Consider the following 11,509-nt stretch of genomic DNA (forward strand, 5'->3'; position numbering starts at 1 on the left):
GGAATGTTTGGAATGGGTACTTTCACACCTGCATTGGATAGCAATTTAAAAGCCATGGCCTTTTCACTACTGGGTAAACCAATAAGATTGGAATAATATAAATGTGGACTTTTATTCATAAGTTTTCTTGAATTATAAGTTTCTACAAAGTTTCTGTTGTACTTAAATTGTTTATCAAAATGTTTCTCGGCATTTGTGTAAAATTGATCCCTATCAAAACCTCTCTTTACTGTTTTACCATTGAACTCCACTTCAGAAGCCTTATACTTACTTCCTGGCGACAGGCTATAGGTATTGGATTGATCCTTTCTACTGACTATAATATGTATATGCGATTGTACGCCTTCTTTGGCCATACCTTGAGTAATCATCTTCCCATTAATCTTATGAGGGGCCTCCTGCTCCAACCTTTTTATTTGCTGTTGTTTCTTATGGATATCCCCTACCTTTTTACCTGATTCAATTTTCTGAATCTCGTTTTTAAGTCTGACTATTTTCTTGTGATAAGGCGCATTCTCGCGAATGGCTTTATCGGTACCATTATAGGTGCGCTCGTGTTCAATTTTAGCATAGTATTTTATATCCTGAATGTTAACTTGTCTACCATCAATATCTCTATTAAATGCCTTAGCATAATCCTCCATAATCGCTTTGGTATAGGCCTTTAATTTCTCCGTATCATTCTGAATATGCTTTAATTCCTGTTTGCTTGGGTTCACTGTAATTGAATAAAACTTAGGTTCCTTTTTCTTCAGTTTAGCTGTATTGCTATCAATATCTTTAATCACATGTTTTGCCTGAAACTGTTCGCCTTGGTGATTAAAAAAATGATTCTGCTCTTCCGTAGTTTTACCCTGGTTTTCTTTCTCCAGGTAATCCACAAAATCAGCAACGGACTGGTTATAATTCTCACCGAGTTTTTGGGGTGTTATGGTGATGTACATGATTCAGTTTGGTTTTTAATTGCTCTAACTCTTCTTTAGTGACATTCAGCCTGTAATGTCCTAATCCAAAATTGTTTCTAACGAATTTTACTTTTTTAAGCAGTGAGGTCATCTCTGTTTTTATATCCTGATAAGATTGCTGGCTTTGTTTATACTGTTTCTGATAATATTCCAGTTCTTCATTTTCAGAGATGAGCTCTTGAGGCGCAAACTCGAAGCTTTCTTCAGCCTCTTCTTTAGCTGTTACTTCAAAAAGCTTTTTCATCAGAAAAGCTGTTGGTTCCGTTTGTTGCTTTTCTATGGATTTTATAATGGCAATGACGGCATTAAACCGTCGCTTCATTTGAAACTTCAGACTTGATAAAGTCTCTCCAAACCGCTCTGAGGGACTGATTTCATTGGTTTCAAAAAAGAGGATCATATCCAGTAAGCTAAGCGATTGGGACTTGCCGTGATGTTTACAAAAGCGCCTAAATTTCTTAGCTACTGATGACTTTATTCTCAAGCCATCGAATCCTTCTTTTTCGTATCCTTTATCCATTTTTTCATAAAAAATTCGCCGGTTTTACTGGGCTGAGCCCATTTTTTCATAAAAAACGAACTCTCTTTACAAACACTCCATTATCAAAACCCTTATAAACAAAGGGCTCACAATGGAATCAAACCCTGTAACATCGCGCAGCGTGTTACCCTCTTGCTCTTCCTTTTCCGTCCCGCCAGGTCGTAAAATCAAGCCCAGATCTACCAGTAAATGATCATTGGTAAATTCAGCTTATTGATGTTATTTAAGTTAAAGAATTCCTTTAAAAACTAAAAACGCGGTTTAGTTTCAAATGGATTAAATTGTCACCAAAACGTATGAATTTCAAAAAATCGGGATTTCAATACGTCAGTTTTTCTAAAATGACCTTCAGAAATTGAAAAGAAAAAGACCTAAGGAATGATCCAAAGGCCTATGATAAAATTAAGGGTTATATTAACTATAAAATGCCATTATCGGCAAAACTGAAGTATTCACCTGAGGGTGTAATAATGAGATGATCTAAAACGGCTATATCCAAAAATTTTGAAGCCTTAACAATTTTCTCTGTCAGTTGTTTATCCACTTCACTGGGTTTTAGTTTACCACTGGGATGATTGTGTACTAATATTATGCAGGGACTAAGCGTCTTTAATACAATTGCAAATAGGATTCTGATATCTACTAAAGTGCCGGTGATTCCTCCAGAGGATAACTGATAGATGCCTTTCACTTTATTGGAGTTGTTTAAAAGCATGATTTTAAAAGACTCATAAAGGCCGATGGTGTCTTTGTCCCAGTGATTAAAAATGATTTCGTTAGCATCTGCGGAACATTTAATCGATAAAGAGAATTCTAATTTCTCTTTATAACTTACCTGAATTTCATTAACTTTGCTCTTCATGGACTTCAATTTTGAAGTTAAAACGTAAGATAAAAAAGGGTGCTGAGTTAAAAGGGAGCACCCTTTTGTTTTCACTTCTATTTACTCAGAAGTAAGATCTCACTAATCGTAATTTCAGTCACATAGCGTTTAACGCCTTCTTTATCCTCGTAACTTCTAGAAGTTAGTTTCCCTTCAATAGCAATCTCTTTGCCTGTTGTTACATACTTTTCTACGATGTCGGCCTTTTTACCCCAGGCTACCAAATTGTGCCAACTGGTATTAGTTTGCTTTTCGCCTTTGGCATTGTTATAATGCTCATTCGTAGCCAATGAAATACGGGCTAACTTTTTACCGTCTTCTAAAATGGTCATCGTTGGCTCTTGTCCTACGTTACCGATTAACTGCACTCTGTTTTTAATTGTACTCATGATAAAAAAATTTAAAAGGTTAATAAATCCCCCTTGTTTTGATTTTAATTAAACTCGAATTTTAAGGGGTGCTTTGTATAGTTCTCTCTAAAAGAGGACCATGTTTGAGGTGGGTTTTGTCAAGACTTTTATCAAAAGTTCAGGAGTGTCTGCGACGTAGTAAAATCCTTGGATTTTCAAGGAAGTAGAAACCTTAAGTTTTTATAAAATTTACTTGGTCTTTACAAGTTCCACTATAGCCTTAGGCCTTCTTATGAAAACTATGAGGGCGTGCGTGTACGGAAAGTTAAACGTGCGGTGTTATGGGAATTCATAATAGAAGTGCCTTAGGCTATGCCTGGTTTTTGCTGTACCAAAAACCAATAAAGGCCTCAAACATTACCTACCCCTTAAAATGCTTGACAGAGATGGTATTTTTAGGACGGAGCGCGCAAAGTCACGAGAAGACTTTGCCGATACGCCCGTTAAGAAAATGGCATATCTGGCTTCCTTAATAAAATCAAAATATGATTTCTACTTCTTGTATAATTTTAAAGTGGATGTGTCCAAGAGGATGTCATGAAGTGCTTTTCTTAAATGGTTTAAAAAAACATTTAAGGAATGTACAGGAATACATTTAATCTTTCTAATAGTGTGAATAATAAAAAATCATTTAAGAAAAAGAACTCTCTACTTCATTAGTAAACTAGGTTTAATTTCATCAAGATATCTGTTTGCTTATCGTTCCCTAATTCAAAGACATGGGTATCAAAAGCCTCAAATCCATTTTTCTCATAAAATCGGATAGCGCGTTCATTTTTCTCCCAAACGCCTAACCATACATATTTCAAATGTCTTGTCTTAGCCATGTCAATCGCTTTCTCATATAACAATTGCCCTACCTTTTTTCCATGAAAAAGTTTTAACACATAAATCCTTTCTATCTCCAACGATTGATCATCCTGCAACTCTGTTTGCGACGGCCCAAAATTAACCTTTAGATATCCAATTACATGCCCTTTTAGTTCTATAAAATAAAATTCGGAATACGGGTCATTCAACTCTATCTGCAATTTTTCTTCTGAAAATCCATTTTCCAGATAGTTTTTCATGTTTTCTTCACTATTATGAGGTGCAAAAGTTTCTATAAATGTTCGTTGTCCCACTTCTTTTAAAACTTCCAAATCATCAGTGGTTCCTTTCCTAATGTTCATTTTAATAGTCTTAAATTTATTTAGTCTAAAAGATTTATTCCTAATTAAAGAATACAATTATCAAAATACAAAATCACAACTCGATAGCACTGAAACAAATCAATTTTACAATCTATTTAACATTTCAAAACATTCTCGCTTAACTTATCTAAAAATGAGCAAGGTGTAACTCTACTGATTTGTATTTAATAGTATATTATTCTATTTTTTCCTACCCTTTAATCGTTTATTTTAGCAATCTCAATTCAAATTAAAAAATCTATGATTGTTTGGTGTTTATTCCTTTTAGGGATATTAATTTTTCTAGCTTTAGATTTAGGAGTGTTCAATAAAAATGCTCACATTATAAGTGTCAAAGAGGCTTCTGTCTGGACCACTATCTGGGTCTCATTATCCTTTTTATTTTCCGGTGTTATTTATTGGCTTTATGCTACTGGCAAAGTTAATAATGTAGATTCTTTAACGCCGATGGATGCCACAATTAAATTTATAACAGGCTATTTAATTGAATTGTCTTTAAGTATAGACAATATTTTTGTAATTGCAGTCATTTTCAGTTCATTTCATATTCCGCAAAAATACCAGCATCGGGTTTTATTCTGGGGTATTTTAGGGGCTATCCTATTTAGGGCTTTAATGATATTTTTTGGTGTTGTGTTAATAAAGAAATTTAGTTTTACAACCTATATTTTTGGTGCGTTCTTACTTTTTACCGCATACAGAATGCTGTTTTCAAAAGAAGAAAAATTTAATCCTAAAAAATCTTTCATTTACAGAAACCTAAGAAAGGTTATGCCTATCACCAGTCATATGCAAGGGCAAAAATTCTTTGTAAAAATGCGCCATATTACCGCAGCAACACCTTTATTTATAGCCTTGATTGTCATTGAATTTACAGATATTTTATTTGCTTTAGACAGCGTTCCTGCCATTTTAGGGATAACCTCTGATCCCTTTATTGTATTTAGCTCAAATATATTCGCCATTTTGGGCTTAAGATCCATGTACTTTTTCTTATCCAATATGTTAGAACGCTTTAAATACCTAAAATATAGCCTGGTCGCTATTTTAAGTTTTGTAGGTGTTAAATTAATTTTGGTACACCACTACAAACTACCTGAATGGGTTTCTTTGGGCTTTATAACTTTAGCACTTGGTTTGGGGATTTTTGTTTCTTTAAAAAGCACTGTTGAAAAGAAAAATTAAAATTAAACAGGTTACTTAAAAATGCCCTTTAAATCACCACAGACTCACTACATTGAATCACTGAGATTTATGCAAAAACATCTTAGAAACAACTCCTAATACATTCCTTTATAAAATATTAAAAAACTAAGGTCGCCCGAATTTACTATTCAGACGACCTTTTAACTAATCTATTTCTATGCTACTATTTTGTTATTTATTCATTAATACGTGTACGTCATTTTTCAAGCACCATGAGTTCTCATGAAAGCTGTACATTTTTATTAATATTAAAAAATAAAAGCTATAGGGGTTCATTAGTCTTCATTTAAAATATAAATAAAGCTGATCGATTCTTTTTCACCAGCCTTTACCATGTCATGTCCAATAGTTTTATGTTTATTAAGCACGACTTTGGTACGAATACGGGCTTACGGATTATAATTTGAAGTGGTATTGTGTATAGGGTTAGTGCAATTTCCTTTATGAGCCATAAAACCCATTGCTTTGTTATTTGATGGTTGCTCTTTGTAAATAAGATATTCACAACCTTCGAAAGTAATCACGTCAAAATTATTGTTCTCAATTTTAGAAGCTTTACCTTCCGGGGTTTTATTTATGCTATCCTGAAGCATTTGTTGTTTTTCAAGTATTTTATCGTGTAATTTATCTTTACATGAAAAAGAAAGCACAATAATAAAAGTGACGGAAAGCTTTAGAATTTTATTAAAATTAATCATCTTTTAGAAATTTCTTAATATCTGTATTTGCGCCATAAACTACAAGAATGTCATCCTTGTTAAGAATATTATTTGGGCTTGCTACACCTTTGACTTTTGTTATATTTCTAGTTTTTCCCACAATACTTTTTATTTCTGTGTTAGCAATGGTGGTCAATACTAATAAGTTATATGTTTCCCTTATATTTATTTCCTTAATGGTTTTGCCATCAAACTTCGCAGGTACGTTTACTTCTATAATACTGTAATCATCACTTAATTCAAAGGAGTCCACAACACCTTTCAGACAGAGCTTTTTCGCCCATCGTTCAGCTGATTCTTCTTCTGGATGCACAATTTCATCAACCCCTATAGCGTGTAGTACTTTTTCGTGTAAATCATCAATAGCTCTACTAATTAGGCGCTTTACTTGAAGGTTTTTAAATAAAGCTGTTGTCATTACATTTGCGCCTTTATCTTCGCCAATGGCAACAACAACCATATCTGTATCCTTTAATGGAAGACCAGATACCGTAAATTCATCTGTTGCATCCATGCAAATAGTGTGGGTAATTCTTTCTTTGTAATTATCCACTTTATTCATATTGGTGTCAATACCTATAACCTCATTCCCCTGCTCAGTTAATTTCTCGGCTAATGATGCTCCAAAGCTACCTAAACCTACAACTATATATTTCATTTTAATTTATTGTTAATTCCTCGACAGAATATTTGTAATTTTTATGCTTGATTTTCTTAAAGAATGCGATAAGCAACGTTAACATACTCACCCTACCAATAAACATGACCGCTATAATGGTTAATTTACTCATTGAACTTAACGAAGAAGTAATTCCTAAACTTAACCCAACTGTACTATAGGCTGAAAAACACTCAAAAGCTATGTCTAGTAGGTTTTTATCACTATCGAATACGGAAATAAAAATAATACCTGTTCCTATAACTAATAGTGATAAAGAGATTACGGCGAAAGCTCTCCTTACTGAAATATCGGCTATCTCCCTTCTGAAAACTTCAATTTTTGATTTACCTCTTGCTAAACTTAAAAAATTGAGAGTAGCAATAGCAAAGGTATTGGTTTTAATACCACCACCTGTAGATGCTGGAGAAGCTCCAATCCACATCAATAAAAATAATAACATAACTGTTGAAAAGTTCAGAGCTGTCATATCAACAGTATTAAAACCAGCCGTACGTGGTGTAGCAGCCCCAAATAATGCTGTTATAAATTTCCCTACACCTTTGTGTTCTGCCAAAGTGTTATCATATTCATTAATATAAAACAATGTTGTACCTGCAATAGTTAAGATAGATGTAGTAACTAATGTAATACGACTGTTAAGATTGAGTACCCAAGGCTTGTGAGATTGTTTTTTACCTGTGAAATAGAACACCTTTTTTGCTATAAAATATTTGAGGTATTTAATGATATTAACAACAATAGGGAATCCTAAACCTCCCAAAACAAAAGCTAAAATGACAACACCTTGAAGCATATAGTTATATCTAAATTCTGTTTCGTATAAGCTATTGGATAATGTTGAAAAACCTGCATTGCAAAACGCTGAAATCGAGTGAAAAGCAGAGAAAAACAATTTTTCGAAAAATGAAGAAAACGATCTTTTATCAAGACTTGAGAATATCAATATTGCAGCCAAGAGTTCTATAGAAAACGTTATGCTTAAAATACGCTTTAAGGTTGAAAACACTTCTCCCAACTTATTTGCTCCTGTAATGTCTCCTAATGTTAATTGGTTTTCATAAGTTGAACCACCCTTGAAAAAATATGAGAAGTAACTTGCTACAGTAAGAATACCAATCCCGCCAGTTTGAATTAAGAATAAAATAATTGATTGACCAAATGTTGTAAAATAACTACCTGTATCAACTACAATTAAGCCAGTAACACATACAGCACTTGTAGATGTAAACAAAGCATTTAAAAACGATATGCCATGATAGGTTGCGTTGGGTAACATTAACAATAAGGCTCCTAAAAAAATAATTCCCAAAAAGCTAGCAATGAAAAGTTGTGCCGGATTTAATCGTGTACTCTTGTAATTGATGCTTTGTTCTGAAAACTCTCGAATAAAAGTCAGTATAATAGCAAACTTTACCCAATTATCATTATATAGAAATGATATATGCCTATGTGCTTCTTCACCTAGAAAATGAGCATATAAAATTATTAAGATTATGAGGATTGTTGATATATCAAAAATAATTACAGAGTGTTTAATCTTTTTTTGTTTTTCAAGATAACGAAGTATTGTGGCAACAAGTCCAAGTGCAATAACAATAAAATAGTAGGTATTAAATAATTTCTGGATATTTTCTGATTTATTAAAACCAAAATCGGCGACAAATAAAAACAGTCCAATAACACTAGTTATAAAAGCAACATAAAATAGTATGCTAGAATACTTTTTATTATAAAACAAGAATTTTTCTTTATTGAAAACAGGCATATAACACTTTATCTATTAAAAGCACACAAAGTTAAACGTTACCCTATAAAGATTTTATAAAGATTTATTTACTCCCCTGTTTTACTTTTCCATAGAATGATTATCACTGCTAATTTATAATCTTGTAAAGTTTAATTACTATTGAAAGGACTATTAAAAAAATGTTTTCTTACCCGAAAGGTCAAAGTTCGTAAGTAAAAAAACATTTATAAAGCCAAATCTTCTTCCTTTTTTCTTTTTGTTAGTTTGTTTCGTCTTGCCAAAATAGCCAGCCCAAAGGTAAGTAAGCCCAATCTACCTATAAACATTACTATTATGAGTACCATTTTACCCCAAGAGGTTAAATCTCCCGTTATACCAGTACTTAAACCAACTGTACCTATGGCCGAAGTTGTTTCAAATAAAATTTGATGTAGTGGGAAGTCTTCAGACATAGCTAAAAGGAAAGTAGATACAAAAATTACTGAAGCATACAACATAAAAACAGAAGTCGCTACATAAAGTCGTTCTAAAGGAATGGATTTGCCTAAAAATGTGATACGTTTGTTGTTGCGTATTCTATTCCACATTATAGCAATTAAGGCCGTAAGTGTGGTTGTTTTCATACCACCTCCTGTACCAGAAGGTGATGCACCCACATACATTAAAAAAATAACAACCAATAAAATAGCTAATGAAAACCCTCCTAGAGGTATTGTATTAAACCCTACTGTTGTAAGTGCTGTCATTGCTTGAAAAAAAGAGGCCATTAGCTTATTTTCCCCTAATTGCGCAACCGAAGGTTCAAAGAAATAAATCATTACCGTTCCCATGGTTAATAATAAGGTCATTGCACCTAAAATGATTTTTGTTGTATAGGTTACTCGCTTTGTTTTACCCGAAAGTCTGTTCCAAAAATCTGTAACTACAATAAAGCCTAAAGACCCGCAAATAGCCAATACCGAAATAATCGTGTTGATGGCTGTATTACCTGCAAACTGTTCAAAACTATCATTATATAAACCAAAACCAGCTGTACAAAATGCAGAAACACTATGGTAGATACTACTCCAAATTGCAAAATTATGCTCAACGCCTGCATTGGTAAACGCTATATAAAAACACAATGCTCCCAATATTTCAATAGTGACTGTGAAAATAATAACAGATTTTAAGAAATCCTTAATTTGAAAGCCTTTGGGCATTGTAAACTCTGCATTAAGAATGCGTTGGTGCCAATGTGTCAAATCGCTCTTCTTTGAAAGCAGAATAAACGATGTAAAGGTCATATAACCAATACCGCCTATTTGAAACAGCAGCATTACGATAAACTGACCAAAACCATTATAAGTGTCGAATATACTCACCGTTACTAGACCTGTGGTTGAAATTGCCGAGGTAGCAATAAACAAACTGTCTAATGCAGAGACTGCTTGTTTTTGTACTATTGGCAAGCATAACAAAAACCAACCTATGATTGCATAGATTGAAAAACCGTAAAGTAAGTTTTGTTGTGGTGATAAAGAAAGTTGAAACTTTCTGTATTTTTTTAGAATCTTTTTCATCATTAAAACATCTATAATGGATTGGAAATAAGTTTTTCCAAGTCCGTTAACTGGTTTACAATCCTATTAAGGGTTTGTATTGTTTTGTCCCTGCCATTGATCTCTGTTGGAAATATTTTATATATTTTTAAAGAGTTCTTTGCAAATGCCTTTGTCTCTGTAATTTTAGCCGACATAGCTTTTGAGCTTGATACTTGCAATAGATTGTCCATTCTAGTCTTTATATCATTATAGGTTGAAAAAAAATGCAACCCCCCTTTATCATTGGATTGACAGCTCTTTTTTAGGTCATTAATACTAAAACACAATTTTATAATAAGATCTGCTATCTCATTATTTATTTTTATTACATTTTCCATTGGTTAAAACGTTAAATAAGAATGAATTTGAGGTAAATAAAAAAGAGCATCCCTAAAAGAAGTACTATAAGTGAAGGGTACTTTAAATGTTTAATTTCTTTAAACCAATCTTGTAAAGATTGATACGGTTTCCCTTTATGTTCATCATAGAAAAAATCCCATTTCATCGGTAATTGTATATTTTGATTTTGTATAATGGAACACCCAAATGCGCGTTTCATTTTACAATCTTTATTTGCTACAAAGGTCTGATGAAATGAATATGTAAAAAATCAAGGGATGGATGGAAATGATAAATATTATATAAAGAAGCGAAAGGTTACTCGGGAAAGTTACTAGATTGCCAAGTTTTTAATTTTCCATCCTTTTGAAATATTAAAAAACCTTCTATGTCTTGAGTTTGCTCGATAAAGGTCATAGCCTTATCTATACCCATTGACATACAGGCCGTAGCCAAGGCATCTGCTTTAGTTGAAGATTGGGAAAGGATGCTCACACTCAACAAGCTGCATTTAATAGTATAACCCGTTTTAGAATCAATGATGTGCGCGTATTTATTACCAAGTTTGTCTTTATAAAATTTACGGTAATTCCCTGAAGTACTTAAAGCCTTATTCTTGAGTTTCACTATTTTCATCAAAGAATCACCACGTTGAGAAACTGGAATTAAAGGGTTTTCTATACCAACTTGCCAAGTTTTACCATTTGGATTATTCCCTTTACATTTCATTTCTCCACCAACTTCTACCATATAATTGGAAACTTTAGCTTTATCTAATATAGATGCTATAGCATCTAGAGCATATCCTTCTCCCATTGCACTTAAATCGATTTCAACACCTTTTTTTAATGCACTTACCATATTAACATCAAAAACCAGATTATTAAATGAAGTCAATTTTAGTATTGAATCTATTGCAACAGAGTCTATCTTTGATTTGTTTTCCAAATCCTTACTCCAGAACTTAATTAGGGGGTATAATGAGGGAGAGAAGTAACCATTTGAGATTTGGTTGTATTTTTTGGCTTGCGTTAGCATATTTAAAAAAGTAAGTGACGGCTTTTTTAAAATCCCTTTTTTATTGAATGCTGATATTTCGGAACGCTCTACATAAGAATTTGCAGCTTTATCTATTTCCGTAAATATTGAATCTATTTGTTTAGAAAAATCTTTATTGGAATCTATTTGAAAGCGATAGTATGTGCCGAACACCTCGCCTTGGTTTATTCTAAAATTACTTC

13 protein-coding genes are annotated in these 11,509 nt (G+C 32.9%); 2 read left to right on the plus strand and 11 right to left on the minus strand.

The genetic code is table 11. From position 1 onward, the window contains the following. The 4 genes from mobB to ICJ83_RS16035 form a co-directional block, all read right to left on the minus strand. Positions 1-944 (minus strand): MobB family relaxase (mobB, locus tag ICJ83_RS16020; RefSeq protein ID WP_188231423.1); only part of this gene is annotated, 944 nt, incomplete at its 3' end. Beyond that, positions 910-1,485 (minus strand): BfmA/BtgA family mobilization protein, encoded by a 576-nt coding sequence (locus tag ICJ83_RS16025; RefSeq protein ID WP_317173298.1) that lies wholly within the window; start codon positions 1,483-1,485, stop codon positions 910-912. The genes mobB and ICJ83_RS16025, both read right to left, overlap by 35 nt. Before the next feature lie 439 nt (positions 1,486-1,924). Then, positions 1,925-2,368 (minus strand): JAB domain-containing protein, encoded by a 444-nt coding sequence (locus ICJ83_RS16030; RefSeq protein WP_188231425.1) that lies wholly within the window; start codon positions 2,366-2,368, stop codon positions 1,925-1,927. A 77-nt stretch (positions 2,369-2,445) separates the two neighbouring features. Next, a complete protein-coding gene (locus tag ICJ83_RS16035; RefSeq protein WP_188231158.1) occupies positions 2,446-2,778 on the minus strand; it encodes a single-stranded DNA-binding protein in 333 nt (110 codons plus the stop codon). A gap of 394 nt (positions 2,779-3,172) precedes the next feature. On the opposite strand from ICJ83_RS16035, the gene ICJ83_RS16040 reads away from it, so the two are divergent. After that, positions 3,173-3,340 carry a hypothetical protein gene (locus ICJ83_RS16040; RefSeq protein ID WP_188231426.1) on the plus strand — a complete coding sequence of 56 codons (168 nt, stop codon included), beginning with the start codon at positions 3,173-3,175 and terminating at the stop codon, positions 3,338-3,340. 115 nt (positions 3,341-3,455) lie between these two features. Here the strand turns inward: ICJ83_RS16040 and ICJ83_RS16045 are convergent, their stop codons facing one another. Then, positions 3,456-3,971, minus strand: coding sequence for a GNAT family N-acetyltransferase (locus tag ICJ83_RS16045; protein WP_188231427.1), 516 nt, complete (start codon positions 3,969-3,971; stop codon positions 3,456-3,458). A gap of 261 nt (positions 3,972-4,232) precedes the next feature. Here ICJ83_RS16045 and ICJ83_RS16050 point away from each other — a divergent pair, with 261 nt between their 5' ends. Then, positions 4,233-5,177, plus strand: coding sequence for a TerC family protein (locus ICJ83_RS16050; protein ID WP_188231428.1), 945 nt, complete (start codon positions 4,233-4,235; stop codon positions 5,175-5,177). Between the two features lie 410 nt (positions 5,178-5,587). On the opposite strand, the gene ICJ83_RS16055 is transcribed toward ICJ83_RS16050, so the two are convergent. From ICJ83_RS16055 to ICJ83_RS16080, 6 genes are all read right to left on the minus strand, one after another. Continuing rightward, a complete protein-coding gene (locus ICJ83_RS16055) occupies positions 5,588-5,896 on the minus strand; it encodes a hypothetical protein (RefSeq protein ID WP_188231429.1) in 309 nt (102 codons plus the stop codon). Continuing rightward, positions 5,889-6,575 carry a potassium channel family protein gene (locus ICJ83_RS16060; protein ID WP_188231430.1) on the minus strand — a complete coding sequence of 229 codons (687 nt, stop codon included), beginning with the start codon at positions 6,573-6,575 and terminating at the stop codon, positions 5,889-5,891. The genes ICJ83_RS16055 and ICJ83_RS16060 overlap by 8 nt, the downstream gene beginning before the upstream one ends. Position 6,576: 1 nt before the next feature. Next, positions 6,577-8,364, minus strand: coding sequence for a TrkH family potassium uptake protein (locus tag ICJ83_RS16065; RefSeq protein ID WP_188231431.1), 1,788 nt, complete (start codon positions 8,362-8,364; stop codon positions 6,577-6,579). Positions 8,365-8,570: 206 nt separating this feature from the next. Continuing rightward, positions 8,571-9,911 (minus strand): TrkH family potassium uptake protein, encoded by a 1,341-nt coding sequence (locus ICJ83_RS16070; protein ID WP_317173299.1) that lies wholly within the window; start codon positions 9,909-9,911, stop codon positions 8,571-8,573. A gap of 8 nt (positions 9,912-9,919) precedes the next feature. Further along, positions 9,920-10,267 (minus strand): hypothetical protein, encoded by a 348-nt coding sequence (locus tag ICJ83_RS16075; RefSeq protein ID WP_188231432.1) that lies wholly within the window; start codon positions 10,265-10,267, stop codon positions 9,920-9,922. Positions 10,268-10,586: 319 nt separating this feature from the next. Continuing rightward, positions 10,587-11,480 (minus strand): FAD:protein FMN transferase, encoded by an 894-nt coding sequence (locus ICJ83_RS16080; protein ID WP_188231433.1) that lies wholly within the window; start codon positions 11,478-11,480, stop codon positions 10,587-10,589. Positions 11,481-11,509 lie beyond the last annotated feature (29 nt).

Origin of the sequence: Aestuariibaculum sediminum (assembly GCF_014596945.1) — a bacterium.
Taxonomy (GTDB): domain Bacteria; phylum Bacteroidota; class Bacteroidia; order Flavobacteriales; family Flavobacteriaceae; genus Aestuariibaculum; species Aestuariibaculum sediminum.

Excerpts from the sequence above, each read along its gene's own strand:
- ICJ83_RS16025 (WP_317173298.1), bottom strand. The coding sequence starts at position 1,485 with ATGGATAAAGGATACGAAAAAGAAGGATTCGATGGCTTGAGAATAAAG.
- ICJ83_RS16030 (WP_188231425.1), bottom strand. The coding sequence starts at position 2,368 with ATGAAGAGCAAAGTTAATGAAATTCAGGTAAGTTATAAAGAGAAATTA.
- ICJ83_RS16035 (WP_188231158.1), bottom strand. The coding sequence starts at position 2,778 with ATGAGTACAATTAAAAACAGAGTGCAGTTAATCGGTAACGTAGGACAA.
- ICJ83_RS16040 (WP_188231426.1), top strand. The coding sequence starts at position 3,173 with ATGCTTGACAGAGATGGTATTTTTAGGACGGAGCGCGCAAAGTCACGA.
- ICJ83_RS16045 (WP_188231427.1), bottom strand. The coding sequence starts at position 3,971 with ATGAACATTAGGAAAGGAACCACTGATGATTTGGAAGTTTTAAAAGAA.
- ICJ83_RS16050 (WP_188231428.1), top strand. The coding sequence starts at position 4,233 with ATGATTGTTTGGTGTTTATTCCTTTTAGGGATATTAATTTTTCTAGCT.
- ICJ83_RS16055 (WP_188231429.1), bottom strand. The coding sequence starts at position 5,896 with ATGATTAATTTTAATAAAATTCTAAAGCTTTCCGTCACTTTTATTATT.
- ICJ83_RS16060 (WP_188231430.1), bottom strand. The coding sequence starts at position 6,575 with ATGAAATATATAGTTGTAGGTTTAGGTAGCTTTGGAGCATCATTAGCC.
- ICJ83_RS16065 (WP_188231431.1), bottom strand. The coding sequence starts at position 8,364 with ATGCCTGTTTTCAATAAAGAAAAATTCTTGTTTTATAATAAAAAGTAT.
- ICJ83_RS16070 (WP_317173299.1), bottom strand. The coding sequence starts at position 9,911 with ATGATGAAAAAGATTCTAAAAAAATACAGAAAGTTTCAACTTTCTTTA.
- ICJ83_RS16075 (WP_188231432.1), bottom strand. The coding sequence starts at position 10,267 with ATGGAAAATGTAATAAAAATAAATAATGAGATAGCAGATCTTATTATA.